Origin of the sequence: Stygiolobus azoricus, assembly GCF_009729035.1 — an archaeon.
In the GTDB taxonomy this organism is placed as follows: domain Archaea; phylum Thermoproteota; class Thermoprotei_A; order Sulfolobales; family Sulfolobaceae; genus Stygiolobus; species Stygiolobus azoricus.
This window is the reverse complement of sequence record NZ_CP045483.1, coordinates 274078-293905: the sequence shown is the minus strand read 5'-3', so window position 1 is coordinate 293905 and position 19828 is coordinate 274078. Positions and strand designations below refer to the sequence as shown.

The following is a 19828-nucleotide window of genomic DNA, read 5'->3' as shown; positions in this document are numbered from 1 at the left end:
TTGTTAACAACAGAACAACGGTGGATGATAACAGAGTCTTTCTTTAAAGTTAGAGGGTTAGTACGACAGCACTTAGATTCGTTCAACGATTTCCTACGTAATAAACTTCAAGAAGTCATAGATGAGCAAGGAGAAATAACTACTGAGATCCCTGGGTTAAAGATAAAGCTAGGGAAAATTAGATTCGATAAACCGGGTATAAGAGAGACTGACAGAGGCCCTCTAAGAGAAATAACACCTATGGAGGCTAGGCTAAGGAATCTAACTTATTCTATCCCATTGTACTTGACAATGATCCCAATAGAGAATAATATAGAGGGAGAACCGGTCGAGGTCTACATAGGAGATCTACCCATTATGCTTAAGTCAATTGCAGATCCTACGGCAACACTACCTCCTGAAAAACTTATTGAGATAGGAGAAGATCCAAAAGACCCAGGCGGGTATTTTATCGTAAATGGAACAGAGAAGGTGATTGTCACTCAGGAAGACTTAGCGACTAATAGAGTTTTAGTTGATTATGGAAAATCTGGTAGTAACATTACACATGTAGCTAAAGTAACCTCTGCAGCTGCTGGATATAGAGTACAAGTAGTAATTGAAAGGCTAAAGGACAGTACGATTCAAGTATCTTTCGCTACAGTACCTGGAAAGATCCCCTTTGTAATTTTAATGAGAGCTCTAGGATTTACTACAGATCGTGATATTGTATATGCTGTGTCATTAGATCCAGAGATTCAAAACGAGTTATTACCTTCATTAGAGCAAGCGAGTTCAATAACTACAGTAGAAGACGCATTAGATTTTATAGGTAACAGAGTCGCTGTAGGTCAAAAGAGAGAAAACAGAATACAAAAGGCTGAGCAGGTAATAGATAAATACTTCTTACCTCACTTAGGAACTTCTCCAGAAGATAGAAAGAAAAAGGGTTACTATTTAGCTAGTGCTGTAAATAAGTTACTCGAACTCTACCTTGGAAGGAGAGAGCCAGATGACAAGGATCATTACGCTAATAAGAGAGTGAGACTTGCTGGAGATCTTTTTACAAGTTTATTCAGGGTTGCATTCAAAGCATTTATGAAAGATTTGGTTTATCAACTTGAAAAATCAAAGGTTAGAGGAAGAAGATTATCTCTAACAGCTCTCGTTAGAGCGGATATTATAACTGAGAGGGTAAGACATGCATTAGCTACTGGAAATTGGGTAGGAGGAAGAACTGGAGTTAGTCAATTGCTAGATAGGACTAACTGGCTCTCTATGTTAAGCCATCTAAGAAGGATAGTTTCATCACTTGCTAGAGGCCAACCTAATTTTGAGGCTAGAGATTTACATGGTACACAATGGGGAAGGATGTGCCCATTTGAAACTCCAGAAGGTCCTAACAGCGGTCTAGTCAAGAATCTTGCTTTATTAGCTCAAATCTCAGTAGGTATAAACGAATCTACCGTAGAGAAATTCGTATATGAACAAGGTGTACTGAAAGTAGAAGATATTATAACGAAAGTTACAGAAGAAGGAGAAGATATAGAGAAATATCTCACGTGGAGTAAAGTTTACATTAACGGGAGACTAGTAGGATATTATCCCGACGGTAAGGAGTTAGCGGAAAAGATACGAGAAGCAAGAAGGAGTAATAAGTTAAGTGATGAAATTAACGTTGCGCATATCGTAACTGAGTATATTAACGAAGTAAGAATAAATTGTGATTCAGGAAGAGTAAGAAGGCCTCTAATAGTAGTTAAAGACGGTAAACCTCTGGTGACTGAACAAGATATAGAAAGAGTATCTAAAGGAGAAATCACCTTTGATGATCTAGTAAAGGAAGGGAAAATAGAATTCCTTGACGCTGAAGAAGAAGAAAATGCATATATCGCACTTAATCCTGAAGACCTAACTAAAGAGCATACTCATCTGGAGATATGGCCTCCAGCAATCTTAGGAATAACTGCTTCAATCATACCATACCCTGAACATAACCAATCTCCTAGAAACACTTATCAATCTGCTATGGCTAAGCAAGCCCTAGGGCTATACGCGGCAAACTATCAGATAAGAACAGATACTAGGGCTCACTTGCTTCACTATCCGCAAAAGCCTTTAGTGAAAACTAGAATGCTAGATGTTATTGGATATAATGAGAGACCTGCTGGAAATAACGCTATCTTAGCTGTTATGTCATATACTGGATATAACATGGAAGACGCTATAATAATGAACAAGTCGTCAGTTGAAAGAGGAATGTACCGGTCGACGTTCTTCAGATTATATGTTACTGAAGAGGTAAAGTACCCAGGTGGACAAGAAGATAAAATAATGGTTCCAGAAGCAGGTACTAAGGGATACAAGGGTAAGGACTATTACAGATTATTAGAGGATAATGGTATAGTTCCTCCAGAGGTAGACGTTAAAGGAGGAGATGTGCTTATTGGTAAGGTGAGTCCACCAAGATTCTTACAAGAGTTTAAAGAATTAGCTCCTGAGCAAGCCAAGAGGGATACGTCGATAGTCACAAGGCACGGGGAAATGGGAACAGTTGATCTCGTCTTAGTTACGGAGACAGCAGAGGGTAACAAATTGGTTAAGGTACGTGTAAGAGATTTAAGAATTCCAGAGATCGGAGACAAATTTGCTACAAGGCACGGTCAAAAAGGGGTAATAGGAATGTTGATTAGTCAAGCAGACATGCCTTATACTCCCAAGGGTGTTGTCCCAGATATAATACTTAATCCTCATGCATTACCATCAAGAATGACAATAGGTCAAATTATGGAAGCATTGGCAGGAAAATATGCAGCACTGACGGGCAAGATTGCTGATGCGACTCCATTCATTGAGAGTCCGACGATAAATGAGATCAAGAAAGGTATATTGGAATCTGGTTTTCTACCAGACGGTACTGAAGTAGTATATGATGGAAGAACTGGGCAAAAAGTAAAGAACAGAGTGTTATTTGGAGTAGTATATTATCAAAAGCTTCATCACATGGTAGCTGATAAAATGCATGCAAGAGCTAGGGGGCCGGTACAGATTCTAACAAGGCAACCTACTGAAGGAAGAGCAAGAGAAGGAGGTCTAAGATTTGGAGAGATGGAGAGGGACTGTCTAATAGGCTTCGGAACAGCTATGCTAATTAAGGATAGACTTTTAGATAATTCAGACAAAGTAACGGTGTATGTATGCGACCAGTGTGGTTATATAGGTTGGTACGATAGGAATAAGAACAAGTATGTTTGTCCTATTCACGGGGATAAAACTACTTTACATCCTGTTACGGTATCTTACGCCTTTAAACTATTATTACAAGAGTTAATGAGTATGGTTATAGCCCCGAAACTTATATTAGGTGATAAAATAGCTTTAGGTGGTTCAAATGAGTGAAAAGGTTATTAAAGGAATAAAATTCGGTATTCTCTCGCCTAATGAAATTAGGCAGATGTCGGTTACCGCAATTATAACTCCTGAAGTTTATGACGAAGACGGTACGCCTATTGAAGGAGGGGTAATGGATCCTAGACTCGGGGTTATAGAGCCTGGTCAAAAATGCCCAGTATGCGGAAACACACTTTCAGCTTGCCCTGGTCACTTTGGGCATATAGAATTAGTGAAGCCAGTTCTTCATTATGGGTATGTAAAGCACGTTTATGATTTTCTCAGGGCAACATGTAGGCATTGTGGTAGGCTTAAGATAAAAGAAGAAGATTTGGAAAGATATAGGAGAATTTATAATTCAATTAAAGATAGATGGCCTTCAGCAGCTAGAAGGTTAGTCGAGTATGTCAAAAAAGTAGCTATGAAAAACATGGAATGCCCTCATTGTGGAGAGCATCAATTTAAGATCAAACTTGACAAGCCTTATTACTTTAATGAAGAAAGAAACGGATCTTTAGTGAGGTTAACTCCATCGGAAATTAGAGAGCGTTTAGAGAGAATACCAGATTCAGATGTAGAATTAATGGGCTATGACCCTAAAACTGCAAGACCTGAATGGATGATACTTACAGTATTGCCAGTTCCTCCGATTACTATACGTCCCTCAATCACAATAGAAAGTGGTATCAGGGCTGAAGACGATCTTACACATAAGTTAGTTGATATAGTGAGAATAAATGAAAGGTTAAAAGAGAGCTTAGAGGCTGGAGCTCCTCAACTAATAATAGAAGACTTATGGGACTTATTACAATATCATGTATCAACCTATATTGATAATGAAATACCTGGGCTTCCTCCAGCTAAACATAGATCTGGGAGGCCTTTGAGAACTTTAGCTCAGAGGTTAAAAGGTAAGGAAGGAAGATTCAGAGGTAACTTATCTGGTAAAAGAGTAGATTTCTCAGCAAGAACAGTAATTTCGCCTGATCCAAGTATAAGTATTGATGAGGTAGGGGTTCCTCAGACAATAGCTAAGATTTTAACTGTTCCTGAAAGAGTTACTAAATTTAATATTGAAAGAATAAGGCAATATATAATAAATGGACCAGATAAGTGGCCTGGAGCGAATTATGTGATTAGAACCGACGGTAGAAGAATCGACCTAAGGTATGTAAAAGACAGAAAGGAGCTTGCTGCAAGCATAACTCCAGGCTATATAGTAGAGAGACATCTAGTGGACGGTGATACAGTTCTATTTAATAGGCAGCCTTCTCTACATAGGATTTCAATGATGGCTCATAGAGTTAGAGTATTACCCGGTAGAACATTCAGATTAAATGTATTAGTATGTCCACCTTATAACGCTGATTTTGACGGAGACGAGATGAATTTGCATGTACCTCAGTCCGAAGAAGCAATAGCAGAAGCTAGAGAGATTATGCTGGTTCACAAGAACATCATTACTCCAAGGTATGGAGGACCTATAATGGGAGGAGGCCAAGATTATATAAGCGGTGCTTATTTATTATCAGTAAAAACTACTTTACTAACTAAAGAGGAAGTAGCCACAATACTAGGTGTTACAGACTTCAATGACGATCTAGGAGAACCTGCGATTCTGTCACCTAAGCAGTATTATACTGGAAAACAAGTGATAAGCTTATTCCTACCTAAAGACTTTAACTTCCATGGAGTAGCTAATATATCAAAGGGAGTTAGAGCTTGTAAGAATGAGGTATGTCCTCACGATTCATATATTGTAATTAAGAACGGAATTCTACTAGAGGGCGTTTTAGATAAGAAAGCTATAGGTAATCAGCAGCCCGAAAGCATTCTACATTGGTTAATTAAAGAATATGGTACAGAATATGGTAAGTGGATAATGGATAACGTCTTCAAGATGTTTATAAGATATATAGAGTTAAGAGGATTTACTATGACCTTGGATGACGTAACAATTCCACCAGAGGCGTTAAAAGAAATAGATCAGAGTACAGCTGATGCATATAACCAAGTTAACGATTTAATTAAGAAATATAATGAAGGTAAGCTAGAACCAATTCCAGGTAGAACGTTAGAGGAAAGCCTGGAGGATTATATTCTAGATACATTAGACAAATTAAGAAAAATAGCAGGTGAAATTGCTACTAAGTATCTAGATCCGTTTAATAATGCTTACATCATGGCCATAACTGGAGCTAGGGGTAGCGAGTTAAACATTACACAGATGACTGCCATGTTAGGACAACAGTCGGTTAGAGGAGAAAGATTAAAGAGAGGGTATATGAACAGAACTTTACCTCACTTCAAGGCTGGCGACATTTCGCCGGACTCAAGAGGTTTCGTTCACAACTCATTTACTAGAGGATTAACGCCAATAGAAATGTTCTATCATGCTGCTGGAGGTAGAGAAGGATTAGTAGATACTGCAGTGAAGACTTCGCAAAGCGGATACATGCAAAGAAGACTTATAAACGCACTATCAGACTTAAGAGTTGAATACGACGGAACAGTAAGATCTTTATATGGTGAAGTAATGGAAGTATCTTATGGCGATGATGAAGTCCATCCAATGTATAGTGCTCATGGTAAGTCGGTAGATATAAATAGAATAGTTGAAAGGGTCATAGGTTGGAGGAAGTGAGTAATCATGGTTTCCGAACAAATGAAGAACTATATTGATAAAAAATTAGAAGAGATTAAATCAAAATTACCAGATAAAGTAATCCAGGATCTGAGAGATACTTTATACAAACTCGAAATCGAAGTGAGTCAAGATGAAGTAGATCGTATAATTGAATTAGCTATTAAGGAATACGAGTCCTCACTAGTCGAACCAGGTGAAGCTGTAGGTGTGGTCGCTGCCCAATCAATAGGTGAGCCTGGGACGCAGATGACGTTGAGAACGTTCCATTATGCAGGTATAAGAGAACTCAACGTTACACTAGGCTTACCAAGATTAATAGAAATAGTGGACGTAAGAAAGACTCCTTCAACTCCAATAATGACAATTTATTTAACAGATGAGTACAAATATGACAAGGAGAAAGTACTAGAAATAGCGAGAAAAATCGAGTATACAAAAGTAGAGAACGTTATAGCGTCAGTTAGTTTGGATATATCTTCTATGTCAATTACTTTACAGCTTGATGAAGATATGTTAAGAGATAAAGGGCTTACTGCAGAAGAAGTAAAGAAGACAATTTACAAACTGAAATTAGGAAAAATTAGAACTGAAGACATCGATGAGAATACGTTCACTATATACTTCGAAGAAATAGATAGTATAACCGGATTATTTAAAATGAGAGAGAAGATTCTGAACTCCAAAATTAAGGGAGTTAAAGGTATAAAAAGAGCTATCGTTCAGAAAAAGGACGATGAATATGTTATAATAACAGACGGTTCTAATGTGGAGGGGCTAATAGGTATTAAGGGGATAGACATTTCAAAGTTACAAACTAATAACATTCATGAAATAGCGGAGATATTCGGTATTGAAGCTGCGAGGGAGCTAATAGCTAGAGAAATAAAGAAAGTACTTGATGAACAAGGTTTGGACGTAGATATGAGACATATATTGCTAGTAGCTGATGTGATGACTAGAACAGGTACAGTGAGACAGATAGGTAGGCATGGAGTAACTGGTGAAAAAAGTAGTGTACTAGCTAGGGCTGCATTCGAAGTCACGGTGAAACACTTACTTGACGCTTCAGCCAGAGGTGAAGTCGAAGAATTTAAAGGTGTAGTAGAAAACATTATAATCGGGCAACCGATAAGATTGGGTACTGGAATTGTGGAGTTGTCCATGAAACCTAATGTAAGGTGATATAGATGTCTGAGAGTATAAGTTTTGAAGGGGAACTTAGAACTCTTCTGAGGACTGGAAAAGTTATTCTAGGTACTAAAAGGACTTTAAAAATGCTAAAGTTAGGAAAAGTTAAAGGTATAATAATTGCTAGCACCTTAAGTCAAGACTTGAAAGATGATTTAATTCATTATGCTAAACTTGCTGGTATACCTTATTATGAATATAAGGGTAGTGCGTTAGAATTAGGTACTCTTTGTGGTAAGCCGTTTATTGTGTCTGCAATAGGTGTTATTGATGAGGGTGAATCAAAAATTTTTCAAAATAAATTGAGGTGAATTAAATAGTGCCTGAGATAAAATTAACATCAGAAGAATTAAGATATATGTCGCTTTTTCAAGATATAACTAAAGTTACAGCTAGGGATTGTATTATTGATGAGAAAAACAACAGGATTATATTTCTTATAAACCCAGAAAATATGGGAATAGCTATAGGTAAAAATGGAAGTAATGTAAAGAAACTGGAGAAACTTCTAGGTAAATCAGTTGAAATAGTAGGTTATAGTGATAATCTAGAGGATTTAATAAAGAACCTTATGGCTCCAGCTAGGGTTAAAACCATAAAGTTAGTAGAGTCTAATTCTAAGAAAACAGTTTATATTACGGTAGAAGCGCAAGATAAAGGTTTAGCAATTGGTAAAAGTGGTAGGAATGTCGAAAGGGCTAAGTTAATATTAAAAAGGTATATGGATATTGATTCAGTTGTTGTAGTATAAAGGTGAAAGATGTGGCAGGAAGTAAGTCTCCTAAAGGGTTATTTGCTGCAAGAAAGCTTAAGTTAAAAAGATTGAAGTTTAGGTGGCATCAGAGGTCTTTCAAGAGAAGAATGCTTAAACTAAAAGAGAAGTACGATCCGTTAGAAGGAGCGCCTATGGCGAGAGGAATAGTTCTAGAGAAAGTTGGTATAGAGTCAAGGCAACCTAATTCTGCCGTTAGAAAAGCTGTTAGAGTGCAGTTAGTTAAAAACGGTAGAATAGTCACGGCATTCGTTCCAGGAGACGGTGGGGTAAACTTCATTGATGAACACGATGAAGTAGTAATTGCTGGTATCGGTGGAACGCTAGGGAGATCAATGGGTGATCTACCAGGTGTTAGATATAAGGTCATTATGGTTAATGGAGTCTCTCTGGATGCGTTATATAAAGGAAAGAAACAAAAGCCAGTAAGGTAATAATGAATTTTTAGCTTACAAAATATGAATTTTTGACATTATTTTGGTATTATAAAATAAATTTTACAAATCCTAAAAAGAAAGATAAAAATTATTCCACATCTGAACCTCTTTTCTTTTCCTCAGCTTCCTGCTCTTCAACCAACTGTTTCTTTACGAATATTGGTTTGTCGCAAAGCAAAGCCAATAGTACAGCATGACTTGGTATTAATTTTTTCTCTATTATTACACCGTCGAACTTGAACTCGACTGTAGCAACGTATACTCCACTTTCCTTTATTATATCATCTATGATTACCCTGTTAACAATTTTCTTTAAATTTTCCTTTATATCGGTAGAGAAAGAGATTATATCATATAATATATCATATAGACTCTCCCTATTATCGTTTCCAGTAATTCCTTCATATTCGTTTTTACCTTGAAGTTTATTCACGAGAATTACTATCTCAGGTGGTATATAAAACATCTTAAATTCTCTACTATCTTCTAAATATAACACCATAGTAGGAATTGCGTGAAGAGGATAGAAGAATGCATCAACTCTTTTGACTCTTATTAAATTCTCATCAGTGTCTGCTTGCATTAATAAATAATAGATACACAAACTCTATTAAACCCTTCATAAATAGATTTAAGGAAATAAGAAATAATTTGAAGGAGACCACTATGGCGTATGAAGTTTCAAATTTGGATATAAAGGTCTTTGGTAAGTGGGATACTAAAGTAGAAGTTAGAGACCCGAGTCTAAAGAAGTACATTAACTTAATGCCAGTTTATTTACCGCACACTGGAGGAAGACATGAACATAGAAGGTTCGGTAAGGCTAAGTTACCGATAGTAGAAAGGTTGATAAATAACCTCATGAGGCCGGGTAGAAATAAAGGTAAAAAGATGCTTGCTTACAATATAGTGAAGACGACTTTAGACATAATTGCAGTAAAGACAGGTCAAAATCCCATACAGGTCCTTGTGAGAGCGATAGAAAACACAGCACCTAGAGAAGAAGTAACGCGTATAATGTACGGTGGTATAGTTTACTATGTAGCTGTAGACGTTTCCCCACAAAGAAGAATTGACCTTGCTTTGAGACATATAGTTACTGGAGCTAAAGATGCTTCATTTAACAATCCTAAGCCTATTGAAGAGGCACTTGCGGAGGAAATTATTGCTGCAGCCAATAATGACCCCAAGAGCTTTGCAATTAGGAAAAAAGAAGAAATAGAGAGAATCGCGTTAAGCTCAAGGTAATAGTATAGCTAAATTTTTAATGTTCACCCTGGTATTAATGTGTAAGAGGTAAACGACATGTCACAAAAGCCCCACCTTAACTTAATCGTTATAGGACACGTAGACCACGGTAAAAGCACACTAATAGGCAGGCTTTTAATGGACAGAGGTTTCATAGATGAGAAAACTGTAAAAGAGGCTGAAGAAGCAGCTAAGAAATTAGGAAAAGAATCAGAAAAGTATGCATTCCTACTAGATAGACTAAAGGAAGAGAGAGAAAGAGGTGTAACAATTAATTTAACTTTTATGAGGTTTGAGACCAGAAAGTATTTCTTCACAGTAATTGATGCTCCAGGTCATAGAGACTTCGTGAAGAACATGATCACTGGTGCTAGCCAAGCTGACGCAGCTATAATTGTAGTTTCAGCTAAGAAAGGTGAATTTGAAGCTGGAATGAGCGCTGAGGGTCAAACTAGAGAACATATAATTCTAGCGAAAACAATGGGAATTAACCAGATGATTGTAGCAGTAAACAAGATGGACTTGACTGATCCCCCGTATGACGAAAAGAGATACAAAGAGGTAGTAGACACTGTAACTAAGTTCATGAAGAGCTTTGGATTTGATATGTCTAAGGTAAAATTCGTTCCAGTGGTAGCTCCAGCAGGTGAGAACGTAACTCAGAAATCATCTCATATGCCTTGGTATAATGGTCCTACTCTAGAGGAATTATTAGATCAGTTAGAAGTACCTCCTAAACCGGTTGACAAACCTCTCAGGATACCGATTCAGGAGGTATATTCAATTTCTGGTGTAGGTGTAGTGCCGGTAGGTAGAGTAGAAAGTGGTGTACTAAAAGTCGGTGACAAAGTCGTATTCATGCCTGCTGGTAAGGTAGGTGAAGTAAGATCTATCGAAACGCATCATACGAAAATTGAAAAAGCTGAGCCTGGTGATAACATAGGATTTAACGTGAGAGGTGTAGAGAAGAAAGACATTAAGAGAGGAGATGTGGTAGGTAGTTTACAGAATCCGCCCACCGTCGCGGAGGAGTTCACTGCACAGATAATCGTAATATGGCATCCTACTGCGGTTAGTGTCGGTTATACACCTGTAGTACATGTTCACACCGCCAGTGTGGCATGTAGGGTAAGTGAGATTATGTCTAGGATAGACCCGAAGACAGGTAAAGAAGCAGAGAAGAATCCGCAGTTCATAAAGGCAGGAGATTCTGCAATAGTTAAATTTACCCCGATTAAGGATCTATGTGTAGAAAAGTTCAGAGAGTTCCCAGCACTAGGAAGGTTCGCAATGAGAGATATGGGTAAGACAGTAGGAGTAGGAGTAATAACTGATGTTAAACCTAAAAAGATAGATATTAAATGAGGTTTTTTATATTTTGGTGAATTTTCATGCCCTCGAAGGCGCGAATAAGATTATGGAGTACAAATATTGATAACTTGAATTTCGTAGTTAACCAAATAAAAACGATGGCACAAAAAACTGGAATACAGATTAGAGGTCCGATACCTTTGCCTACTACTAGAATGGAAGTTCCTATTATGAGATTGCCTCACGGGGAAGGAAAGAAAAAATGGGAACATTGGGAAATGAAAATACATAAAAGGATTATTGATATAACAGCAGATGAAAGAGTAATGAGACAGTTAATGAGAGTAAGAGTTCCTGATGACGTATATATTGAGATTCAACTTATATAAAAGGGGAGAAGATTTCTTATTAACAATTTATTTTATATACGGCTTCTTCATATCATAATAATAGCGTGCCGGGGTGCCCGAGCGGACTAAGGGGCTGGCCTGGAGAGCCAGTGTGGGCAACCACGCGCGGGTTCAAATCCCGCCCCCGGCGTTCTTTCTTAAGGATTTAATTATAATTTATCGTTTTTATTAGGTAATTTCTCTTTCGATACTTATAGGAAACCTACGGTTTTTGACATGTTTATAGATAATAGTGTTTCGTTAATCTTTGCAGTAGAAGCTTGTTTATTCATGCGATGGTAATAATTACTTACTTCGTAAAAGTCAAAACATTCTTGGTCGTATTTATCAAGTGATACTATTACACTTAAGTATGGAAGTTAACGATTATGTGTCAAATCTTATCTCGGCTAGTAATATAAAACAGTGGTTATAGTTGGAAGGTTATACTGTGAAATGGGCCCGCCGAGATTTGAACTCGGGACCTCCGCCGTTCTCAGCATATACTTGTGAGGGCGGCGTCCTAACCAGGCTAGACTACGGGCCCACTAAAAATTATGCGCTTTGCTTTATATACCTATCGCGACTACAAACCCTTCCTTAAAATCTGCTATGTCTGGGTCAAGATTTATGGCTATAAGCCTTTCTTCAGTTTTGCTTAAATCCAGTATTCTTATCGAAAACTCTTTGAAAATAGTTTTAAATTCTTCCTTTAACTTTTGAGCTTCTTGGGCCGATGTAGTATATGCTACTATCCCTCCGCCTTGGAGTATTGTTGAACCTAAAAATGATTTCACTTGATATTACCCCTTTACAATCCTTATAAGTATAATCAGTTATAATGATAAAAGTGACATGCTTAAGATTGTAGTAAGTAATAATGACGAAATAACGATAAGCAAGGAAATAATGGAGTATTTGAAATCTCATAATATCTTTTTCACATTCGAGTATGACTTGCTGAGTGATTATACTGAACTAGAATATAACGGAAGAAAGATCAAGGTACTACCTGGTGACGATATTAATGATCTGATAAGAAAAGTAGTGGATGGAGAGGATAACAGAAATGATCGTAATAGTGAAATTTTCAAGGTTAGATGGGATAGAATTTTATCATCTGGAGCCTTAGTATAGCATGTGAATTTAATCTTAGGAGGAGGAATAGCGGGTCTACTTTTAGCTTCAAGTAAAAAAGACAGTATGGTTATAGAGTCTCAAAATAAGGTTGGAGGAATTTTCTCTTACGAGGACATAGGGGAATTCTCTATTCCTCTTTATCCACCATTAACTGCTCGTAAGTGTGATCTATTTAGCCAATTTAGCTACAAGGAGGTTGAGTTAAACGTTATTTCAAGGAAAGAGAATTACCTATTAGAAAAATTAGGTGTTTCAAACCTCCCTGAATGGTTAGTATTTAATGAAAAAATGTATTATATAGATAATTTAAGGTTAGTTTTAGATAGTTTATCTAAAACAACTAGAGTAAGGCTTTCTACAACATTCATGTACAAGGGAGGTAAGAGGGTAATTTTAAGTAATGGTGAAGTGATAAAAGCAGATGAAATATATGTTACAGTGCCTTCTTACTTACTTAACATTAAAAAGGGTAGGAGTATAGGATTCTTAGAGGCAGTATTCTTTGTTAACAAAAGTGATAGAGCAGAGAACACCGTAATAGTTGATGGAGATAAAGGTGTGACGTTTTCTCATGTGATTTTGGCTAGTTGGATGAATAACTCTTATGATATAGTTTATGTTCTAATTCCGTTTTCTATGAAGATTCCTTCATGGGATAGAGTTTATGGAGATTTGAAGAGAAAGAACATACTTAAAAAAGAGGATATTATAAGTTTTAGGTACAGGGTTATAAAGGATGCAATACTTGAGCGTGATCAAGACGAAAAATTGAAGGAAGAAAAAGAAGATATACATTTTTGTGGAAGATTAGGTAAGTGGCGTAATTTTACTATCTGTGAAACAATAAACGATATCCTTCACTGCTGAACCATTCTACAAATTTTCCAGAAACCTCGACTGCCTTGTATATTGGGGTTCCGTTTAGTCTTAATATAAAGTAACTTGCTAATAGTATATCTCCAGTCCCCACTTTATACTCTCCAATTTTCGATGGCTTATAATTAACCGTTAAGCCTTTAGAGTGTAGAATGAATCCATCTTCGTCATAAGATATTAATATTTCGTTAAATCCCATATCGTATAATTTATGCAAATCTACTTTCGAACCACCTATTTCCTGATAATTAGCATGAAGTACTGCTAAGTTTTTAGATTTTGTAAATAATGACGATATGTCGTGCTGGATTATTCTAACTTCTTTATCAGGTTCGCATAGTCTTACAAATCCTTGAATATCTATTGCTATTGGTTTAGTGATTTTAGGTAAGTTATTCAGTTCTTTGCATACTGGATTTATAATAATTCCATCTATATCACTACAATTTATTGTACTAATATCTAAATTTTTATTATTTTTCTTTCTTAGAATTAATCTTCTAGTTCCAATTTGGTCATATATGAGTTCAAATGTTGGGATTGAATTTACATATTCTAATCTATATTTTGATAGGAAGGAGGGTAAAAAGAGCTCATACCTTTTTTCTATCATGGAATATACTATAGGTTGTCCTCCTAGCATGTATATAGCAAATCCTGAATAGAGAGGAGGCCCTCCTAACTGCTCTCCTTTGTTTGCTAGAAGATCTATTGTAAAGCTCCCTATAATTGCTATTTTAGTCTTGATTTTCATCTTCTTCCTCTTCCTCTTCTACTCTCACTTTTTCTTCTTCCTCTTCCTCTTCTACTCTTCTTGTCTTCTTACTCCACAACGATTCTTTATGAGCTTCTAAGTGATCCTTTAAGTCGTCTACTGTAAAGAAGTATGCACCATAATCTGGTATTCCCCCTTTCTTACATATCGGTGTGCATATAGGACAAGCATACAGTTGACTTATTTCGTCGAAGCATACGTCAACAGTTTTATTTTCTATCGAAAGCTGGATTGTTTTCCATTTAGGAATCCACCTGGTTGTAGATGACATGTATAATTAGTTTTAACATTTACAAATAAATAATATCTGTCATTTGACGGAAGTAATGTTTTAAAGTGATTGTGCACAATAGTCTATTTGGAGAAATAATTTGTCCTCATCCTCATCTCTTCTTCAAGCCCCCATGAGTATAAAAACAATGTTTGATATAGCAGAGTTTATAATCCGTTCCGCGCAAATGATAAAACACGAACAAGTAGAAAAAATGGTTGATGCGTTAGTTGATATGTATCATAATAAGAAGAATGGAAAAATTTTGGTTATGGGAGCTGGCAGAAGTGGGCTAGTAGGCAGGGCTTTTGCCATGAGGCTTCTTCATCTCGGTTATAACGCGTATGTCTTGGGCGATACTATAGTCCCTGCTATCGGGGAAAAGGATATAGCTATAGCAATTTCTGGTTCAGGTAGAACTAAACTTATTCTAACCGCTGCAGAAGCTGCAAAAGAAGCTAAGGCAGTTCTGATCACTATTACAAGCTACGCTGACAGTCCCATAGCTAAAATTTCAGATATTGTAGTAGAGGTTCCAGGTAGGACTAAATACTCTGTCAATGAGGATTATTTTGCGAGGCAAATTCTTGGAATTACGGAACCTTTAGCACCATTAGGAACACTTTTTGAAGATACTACTCAAGTATTCTTAGATGGGGTAGTTGCAGAATTAATGGTAAAGTTAGGTAAAAAAGAGGAAGACCTGAGGCAAATTCACGCAAATATCGAACTATAAGTGTATATACTTTCGTTTTAGTCTCGCCACCCTTTTATTATTATATTATTCATGGAAAGTAAGCAGCTCTTAATAATACCGATTCTTCTAGTATTTCTAGGTATAATCTCTAGGAATTTTATATTTTTAATTTTAGCAGCAGTTTCTGTAATTTTAGTAAGACCTGATTTCCTAAAGATCGATATATTAGCTCAAAAATTTAAAGATTTTATATTATTTAACAGAAAAATTATAGAAAATGAATATAGAATAATTGACGGAATATTAGAAAGTAAAGATGAATATAAAGCGTTTGTGATTGTTGACGATATACCGTTTGACTATAGGGATCTATCAAATGAGGGACTTAGAGCTAAAGTAATATCTTTTCATAAAGTTCTTGACGTAGTAGATAACGTAGACATAATCTTTAGGAAAAAAAGCATAGATAAGAATAAATTTCTAGAATCTTTATTTAGACGAGCGCAAAATTTACGAGTGATAACAGAAGCAGATCCTTCTAATGAAAAGGTAAAAAACGAGTTACTTATGATTCAAGAAATGATAAAGAAGATAAGTGAAGGAGAGCCACCTTTTCAGTATATTATATATTTTGTGGTAACTTCTCCTTCTAGGGAAAAAGCATTAGCATCAGCAACTCTTCTCAGAAAGGGATTAGAAAGTATAGGTATAAAAGCAAGGCTGGCTAGAACTTCCGAGGTTGAGGACTTTATTACCAGTGGTTACATTAGAAGGAAGGAAAAGGTAGGATTTCCTACTCAAATTCCCTACTTCACAGTTTTCTCCATACCGAAATCTCCGACTTATCAGATAATCTCAGATGGTATTTATTTGGGGAAAGAGATAGGAACTGCTAGATCAGTATTCTGGAACTTGGAAAAAACTATGAATCCTCACGTGTTAGTTATAGGGCCCAGCGGTGCCGGTAAGACTGAATTCTTAATCTCGACTGGTGTTAAAATCAATACATGGTATCATATTCCAGTGGTTTTCTTTGATGTAAAAAATGACATAAAGCTGAGGCTAAGAAGGAAAGGAATAAAACCAGTTATATTAAATCCATTAATTTATAGTATAAATCTCCTGAAGATTTCCGAAAATATTAATCAAGGAATATACGTCTCTCTGTTAGAAAATGTAATTAGTAATTCATTTAGAATGGACAAGTATTCCTCATCAATACTGTATAAGGTGATTACGGAAGCTTTCAGTAGATTTCAAGAACCAACATGGAATAGCGTTATCGAGCAGATAAATCAACTTGACGTGACAGAAGAAGTCAAGATTTACCTATCAAAGATCGTGAATAAAATAAAGTCAGTAGACATCGAAAGTTCAGATGAGTCTTTAGTGGACAAGATTGAAGAGGGTGTTTACGTTATCGATTTATCATTAATAAAGTCTGAAGAACTAAAAAGATTCGTAATATATTCTATACTAGTTAAGATTATTAACAAGTATAATATAGCTGATGATAAATTCAAAATTTCACTAGTAATAGATGAAGCCTGGACGATACTAAGGTCTGAGAGCGAGGACTACTCACTGGTCGCTGATATTATAAAGAGGGGTAGAGGTTATGGTATAATTCTAATGATGGCTACACAAAATCTTTACGACTTGGGCGAATTATCAGATATTTTTTTAGAAAATAGCGGATTATTGGTCTTTATGAATAACGGTGATAAGAAATTTTGGTCTGAGGTGAAGAGATTCGCTAATCTTAGTGATGAAGAGATTTACAGAGAGTTAAGCTTCTTAGGAAGAGGAGAGGGTGTAATAAGATTTATAGGAGATCCGAGACCGTTAGTAGTAAAGCTTGATACCTTCGCTAGCTGACTTTACCGATCTAAAGACTTATCCTCTCTAGTATTGATTGTAATCCAGCCTTTATCTTGTTATACGTTAGTTCATCCTTAACATTATTGATAATGATTTCCCTTAGTTCATCCTTGTCTAAGGATACTTCGTATTCAATTTTACTTCTATTTTTTTCAATTTCTAACATTCTATTTATTACGTTAGAATACGTTTTCTTCATTAGTATTTTTCCTCTGAAGAGAATCCTCATTAATGGTGGAGTATAGTATATCTCTGCTATTATTTCCCCCCTACTATTTTTTATAACATCAGCTGTCCCTTTGTTTCCCTTTATTATGCTCTTATACCCTTCAGCTTCTAGAATACTGTACAAATACTCATAATATTCTAATTCCTTTTTCAATTCAGCAATTTTAGCCTCAAGAAATTTCTTAAGCTCGTCAGTGTTAGTACTCACGATTTCTTTTTGGTAATCGAAATATTTATAATTCATTCTACTCTTTCAGTAGTAGATGATAAGAGTAGCAGTTATTGGCGGGTCTGGGTATACAGGTGGGGAATTATTAAGACTTCTTGCAGTTCATCCTAAAGTAGAAGTAACATATGTAACGTCTAGGGAATATGCAGGAAAGCCCATATCACTAGTTCATCCTAATCTGAGAGGATTTTATTCCATGAACTTTTCACAATTTTCTTGGGATAGGATAGGTGATAAGGCTGACACAGTTTTCCTTGCTCTACCCCATAAGGTATCCTTGGAATATGTTCCTAAATTACTAGAAATGGGTCTGCAAGTAGTGGATTTAAGTGCAGATTTTAGATTAAAAGACCCAGAAAAATATAAACTATGGTATGGATATGAGCATCCTTATCCAGATCTCCTCAAAAAATCAGTTTACGGAATTCCAGAACTTCATTACGAGGAATTGAAAGGTGCAAAGCTAATAGCTTCTCCGGGTTGTAATGCAACTGCCACTATCTTGGCAGCTGCACCTTTAGTATCTTCTGGGTTATTAGATATATACAAGTTAGTTAGCGACGTAAAGGTATCTAGTAGTGAAGGAGGAGCAAAGCCTACAGAAGGAAGTCATCATCCTGAAAGGCAAAATGCAATAAGACCATATGATGCCGATGGACATAGGCATGCAGCTGAAGCCGAGCAAGAGTTGAGCATTTTGGCAAAGAGAGAAGTTAAGGTTAGTTTAATTCCTCATGCAGTTAGTAGTGTAAGAGGAGCATTTGCATCTGTTCATGGATGGTTATCTACATCAGTACCAGAACTCGAATTTTGGAAGAAAGTTGTAGATTTCTACAAGAATAGAAAGTTTATCAGAATTATTAGAGGTAATATACATCCTTACCCAGATACAAAATATGTTATTGGTAGTAATTATGCAGATGTAGGCTTTGCAATAGAAGAAAGGATTAATAGGATTACGATGTTCTCCGCTATTGATAATTTAATGAAAGGAGCCGCTGGACAAGCAGTTCAAGCCTTTAATATATCTCAAGGTTTTGATGAAACAGAGGGACTTAAACTGCCTCCTCTGAGGCCTGCGTAAAATGATTGTAGTAAAAGCAGGAGGCAGAGTAATTAAAAATAACTTTGATGGATTAATAGAAAGTATAATAAGTTACGTTACGTCTAAAAAGGATTCGAAGTTAATTTTTGTTCATGGAGGCGGAGATCAGGTTACTGAGCTTTCTAAGAAGTTGGGTATAGAACCTAAATTTGTGACTTCACCTGAGGGAATAAGAAGTAGATATACTACTAAAGAGGAATTAGAAGTGTTTATAATGGTAATGAGCCTTATTTCTAGACAAGTAGTTTCAAAAGTTTCTTCTTATATTCCTTCGATAGGAATTACTGGCGCTGACGGTAGGTCAGTAATAGCAGAGAGAAAGAAGAAAATTATAATTCTTGATGAGAGAGGTAGAAAAAGGATAATAGAAGGTGGGTACACTGGTAAAATCAAAGAAGTAAATACAGTAGTAATTAATTCCCTATTTAGTACATTTAATTTGATAGTTTTCTCTCCATTAGCATATGACCCTCAAGAAAACACTCTTTTAAACGTAGACGGAGATCAAATGGCTTTTGGTTTAGCTAGCTCTCTAAAAGCTGACAGCTTAATAGTCTTAACCGATGTAGATGGAGTATTAGTTAATAATAGCGTGATTTCACATTTATCAATTGCTGAAGCTAAAGAGTTAGCAATGAAGATTGGACCGGGTATGAATAGAAAACTACTTATGAGTGCTGAAGCGGTAGAAAAAGGCGTTAAAAAAGTTATAATTTCAAATGGATTAGTGAAAGATGCAATAAATAATGCACTTAACGGTAAGGGTACGGTGATCGAGTGATGGTAGAAATAGACCAGAATGATATAAAAATCCTAGAAATATTAAGGAAAAATTCAAGGACATCTTATACAAGTATAGCTAGAGAACTAAAAATAAGTGAAGCTGCAGCTAGGAAGAGAATAGAGAGACTAATTAAGGCTGGAATTATAAAGAGGTTTACTATAGATTATGAGCTAGACAACGAGATTAGGGCTATAGTTATGGTAAAGACAGCGCCTCAAATTCCAACACCAGAAATATCTAAAAAGATTGTTAAAATCTCTGGAGTAGAAACCGTTTATGAAACTACTGGAGACTATGATATTCTTGCACTAGTAAGAGGAAACAACATCTCAGCAATAAATAAGACTATAGATGAGATAAGAAGTTTGCAAGGAGTTTTAAGTACGACTAGCACAATTGTATTACGTGTTTGGTTTTAATTTAAAACCGGTTATTATCATAAAAACTTATCAACTTCTAACTCATATGGAATAGCTTGATC

Annotated in this window: 21 protein-coding genes and 2 tRNA genes; 17 read left to right on the top strand and 6 right to left on the bottom strand. The window is 36.1% G+C overall.

Annotated features, from left to right (window positions below):
• The 6 genes from D1868_RS01685 to D1868_RS01660 are packed head-to-tail and all read left to right on the top strand — an operon-like array spanning nt 1 to nt 8410.
• Nucleotides 1-3378 (top strand): DNA-directed RNA polymerase subunit B, encoded by a 3378-nt coding sequence (locus tag D1868_RS01685; protein ID WP_156005050.1) that lies wholly within the window; start codon nt 1-3, stop codon nt 3376-3378.
• Nucleotides 3371-6013 carry a DNA-directed RNA polymerase subunit A' gene (rpoA1, locus tag D1868_RS01680; protein ID WP_156005049.1) on the top strand — a complete coding sequence of 881 codons (2643 nt, stop codon included), beginning with the start codon at nt 3371-3373 and terminating at the stop codon, nt 6011-6013. The genes D1868_RS01685 and rpoA1 overlap by 8 nt, the downstream gene beginning before the upstream one ends.
• A gap of 6 nt (nt 6014-6019) precedes the next feature.
• Nucleotides 6020-7198, top strand: a complete 1179-nt coding sequence (gene rpoA2 / locus D1868_RS01675) for a DNA-directed RNA polymerase subunit A'' (protein ID WP_156005048.1) — start codon at nt 6020-6022, stop codon at nt 7196-7198.
• 5 nt (nt 7199-7203) lie between these two features.
• Entirely contained in the window at nt 7204-7515 is a 312-nt protein-coding gene (locus tag D1868_RS01670) for a 50S ribosomal protein L30e (RefSeq protein ID WP_156005047.1), read from the top strand.
• Nucleotides 7516-7523: 8 nt separating this feature from the next.
• Nucleotides 7524-7955, top strand: coding sequence for a NusA-like transcription termination signal-binding factor (locus D1868_RS01665; protein WP_156005046.1), 432 nt, complete (start codon nt 7524-7526; stop codon nt 7953-7955).
• 11 nt (nt 7956-7966) lie between these two features.
• Complete coding sequence (locus D1868_RS01660) at nt 7967-8410, top strand: 30S ribosomal protein S12 (protein ID WP_156005045.1); 444 nt, start codon at nt 7967-7969, stop codon at nt 8408-8410.
• 91 nt (nt 8411-8501) lie between these two features.
• Here the strand turns inward: D1868_RS01660 and D1868_RS01655 are convergent, their stop codons facing one another.
• Nucleotides 8502-8996: a bifunctional nuclease family protein gene (locus D1868_RS01655; protein WP_156005044.1), complete on the bottom strand. Its 495-nt coding sequence runs from the start codon at nt 8994-8996 to the stop codon at nt 8502-8504.
• Nucleotides 8997-9079: 83 nt separating this feature from the next.
• Between D1868_RS01655 and D1868_RS01650 the strand changes: the two genes are divergently transcribed.
• The 4 genes from D1868_RS01650 to D1868_RS01635 all read left to right on the top strand — a co-directional run bounded on the left by D1868_RS01650 (nt 9080) and on the right by D1868_RS01635 (nt 11512).
• Nucleotides 9080-9661 (top strand): 30S ribosomal protein S7, encoded by a 582-nt coding sequence (locus tag D1868_RS01650; protein ID WP_156005043.1) that lies wholly within the window; start codon nt 9080-9082, stop codon nt 9659-9661.
• A 57-nt stretch (nt 9662-9718) separates the two neighbouring features.
• Nucleotides 9719-11026 carry a translation elongation factor EF-1 subunit alpha gene (tuf, locus tag D1868_RS01645; RefSeq protein WP_156005042.1) on the top strand — a complete coding sequence of 436 codons (1308 nt, stop codon included), beginning with the start codon at nt 9719-9721 and terminating at the stop codon, nt 11024-11026.
• Nucleotides 11027-11052: 26 nt separating this feature from the next.
• Nucleotides 11053-11361 carry a 30S ribosomal protein S10 gene (gene rpsJ, locus D1868_RS01640; RefSeq protein ID WP_156005041.1) on the top strand — a complete coding sequence of 103 codons (309 nt, stop codon included), beginning with the start codon at nt 11053-11055 and terminating at the stop codon, nt 11359-11361.
• 67 nt (nt 11362-11428) lie between these two features.
• Nucleotides 11429-11512: transfer RNA gene (locus tag D1868_RS01635), tRNA-Ser, on the top strand.
• A gap of 306 nt (nt 11513-11818) precedes the next feature.
• Here the strand turns inward: D1868_RS01635 and D1868_RS01630 are convergent.
• Nucleotides 11819-11908: transfer RNA gene (locus D1868_RS01630), tRNA-Val, on the bottom strand.
• 22 nt (nt 11909-11930) lie between these two features.
• The gene (locus D1868_RS01625) at nt 11931-12158 is read right to left on the bottom strand and encodes a hypothetical protein (protein WP_156005040.1); all 228 of its coding nucleotides are present in this window, start codon (nt 12156-12158) and stop codon (nt 11931-11933) included.
• 58 nt (nt 12159-12216) lie between these two features.
• Here D1868_RS01625 and D1868_RS01620 point away from each other — a divergent pair, with 58 nt between their 5' ends.
• Both D1868_RS01620 and D1868_RS01615 read left to right on the top strand, forming a co-directional pair.
• Nucleotides 12217-12498, top strand: coding sequence for a hypothetical protein (locus tag D1868_RS01620; protein WP_156005039.1), 282 nt, complete (start codon nt 12217-12219; stop codon nt 12496-12498).
• 3 nt (nt 12499-12501) lie between these two features.
• Entirely contained in the window at nt 12502-13368 is an 867-nt protein-coding gene (locus D1868_RS01615) for an NAD(P)/FAD-dependent oxidoreductase (RefSeq protein WP_156005038.1), read from the top strand.
• On the opposite strand, the gene D1868_RS01610 is transcribed toward D1868_RS01615, so the two are convergent.
• Both D1868_RS01610 and D1868_RS01605 read right to left on the bottom strand, forming a co-directional pair.
• A complete protein-coding gene (locus D1868_RS01610; RefSeq protein WP_156005037.1) occupies nt 13331-14131 on the bottom strand; it encodes a carbohydrate kinase family protein in 801 nt (266 codons plus the stop codon). The genes D1868_RS01615 and D1868_RS01610 overlap by 38 nt on opposite strands.
• Nucleotides 14115-14423: a hypothetical protein gene (locus D1868_RS01605; protein WP_156005036.1), complete on the bottom strand. Its 309-nt coding sequence runs from the start codon at nt 14421-14423 to the stop codon at nt 14115-14117. Before D1868_RS01605 ends, D1868_RS01610 begins: the two co-directional genes overlap by 17 nt.
• 133 nt (nt 14424-14556) lie before the next feature.
• Between D1868_RS01605 and hxlB the strand changes: the two genes are divergently transcribed.
• Nucleotides 14557-15159 carry a 6-phospho-3-hexuloisomerase gene (hxlB, locus tag D1868_RS01600; RefSeq protein ID WP_338055784.1) on the top strand — a complete coding sequence of 201 codons (603 nt, stop codon included), beginning with the start codon at nt 14557-14559 and terminating at the stop codon, nt 15157-15159.
• Nucleotides 15160-15210: 51 nt separating this feature from the next.
• Entirely contained in the window at nt 15211-16998 is a 1788-nt protein-coding gene (gene cedB / locus D1868_RS01595; protein WP_156005035.1) for a DNA import protein CedB, read from the top strand.
• 10 nt (nt 16999-17008) lie between these two features.
• Here the strand turns inward: cedB and D1868_RS01590 are convergent, their stop codons facing one another.
• Nucleotides 17009-17437 carry a hypothetical protein gene (locus D1868_RS01590; protein WP_156005034.1) on the bottom strand — a complete coding sequence of 143 codons (429 nt, stop codon included), beginning with the start codon at nt 17435-17437 and terminating at the stop codon, nt 17009-17011.
• A gap of 55 nt (nt 17438-17492) precedes the next feature.
• On the opposite strand from D1868_RS01590, the gene argC reads away from it, so the two are divergent.
• The 3 genes from argC to lysM are packed head-to-tail and all read left to right on the top strand — an operon-like array spanning nt 17493 to nt 19766.
• Complete coding sequence (gene argC / locus D1868_RS01585) at nt 17493-18542, top strand: N-acetyl-gamma-glutamyl-phosphate reductase (protein ID WP_156005033.1); 1050 nt, start codon at nt 17493-17495, stop codon at nt 18540-18542.
• Nucleotide 18543: 1 nt separating this feature from the next.
• Nucleotides 18544-19344 (top strand): [LysW]-aminoadipate/[LysW]-glutamate kinase, encoded by an 801-nt coding sequence (locus D1868_RS01580; protein ID WP_156005032.1) that lies wholly within the window; start codon nt 18544-18546, stop codon nt 19342-19344.
• Nucleotides 19344-19766: an HTH-type transcriptional regulator LysM gene (gene lysM, locus D1868_RS01575; RefSeq protein WP_156005031.1), complete on the top strand. Its 423-nt coding sequence runs from the start codon at nt 19344-19346 to the stop codon at nt 19764-19766. Before D1868_RS01580 ends, lysM begins: the two co-directional genes overlap by 1 nt.
• Nucleotides 19767-19828 lie beyond the last annotated feature (62 nt).

Bases quoted from the DNA above. Each gene is read 5' to 3' on its own strand.
- rpoA1 (WP_156005049.1), top strand. From the start codon at position 3,371: ATGAGTGAAAAGGTTATTAAAGGAATAAAATTCGGTATTCTCTCGCCT.
- D1868_RS01610 (WP_156005037.1), bottom strand. From the start codon at position 14,131: ATGAAAATCAAGACTAAAATAGCAATTATAGGGAGCTTTACAATAGAT.
- D1868_RS01655 (WP_156005044.1), bottom strand. From the start codon at position 8,996: ATGCAAGCAGACACTGATGAGAATTTAATAAGAGTCAAAAGAGTTGAT.
- lysM (WP_156005031.1), top strand. From the start codon at position 19,344: ATGGTAGAAATAGACCAGAATGATATAAAAATCCTAGAAATATTAAGG.
- D1868_RS01650 (WP_156005043.1), top strand. From the start codon at position 9,080: ATGGCGTATGAAGTTTCAAATTTGGATATAAAGGTCTTTGGTAAGTGG.
- D1868_RS01580 (WP_156005032.1), top strand. From the start codon at position 18,544: ATGATTGTAGTAAAAGCAGGAGGCAGAGTAATTAAAAATAACTTTGAT.
- rpoA2 (WP_156005048.1), top strand. From the start codon at position 6,020: ATGGTTTCCGAACAAATGAAGAACTATATTGATAAAAAATTAGAAGAG.
- rpsJ (WP_156005041.1), top strand. From the start codon at position 11,053: ATGCCCTCGAAGGCGCGAATAAGATTATGGAGTACAAATATTGATAAC.
- hxlB (WP_338055784.1), top strand. From the start codon at position 14,557: ATGAGTATAAAAACAATGTTTGATATAGCAGAGTTTATAATCCGTTCC.
- cedB (WP_156005035.1), top strand. From the start codon at position 15,211: ATGGAAAGTAAGCAGCTCTTAATAATACCGATTCTTCTAGTATTTCTA.
- D1868_RS01620 (WP_156005039.1), top strand. From the start codon at position 12,217: ATGCTTAAGATTGTAGTAAGTAATAATGACGAAATAACGATAAGCAAG.
- argC (WP_156005033.1), top strand. From the start codon at position 17,493: ATGATAAGAGTAGCAGTTATTGGCGGGTCTGGGTATACAGGTGGGGAA.
- D1868_RS01670 (WP_156005047.1), top strand. From the start codon at position 7,204: ATGTCTGAGAGTATAAGTTTTGAAGGGGAACTTAGAACTCTTCTGAGG.
- tuf (WP_156005042.1), top strand. From the start codon at position 9,719: ATGTCACAAAAGCCCCACCTTAACTTAATCGTTATAGGACACGTAGAC.
- D1868_RS01605 (WP_156005036.1), bottom strand. From the start codon at position 14,423: ATGTCATCTACAACCAGGTGGATTCCTAAATGGAAAACAATCCAGCTT.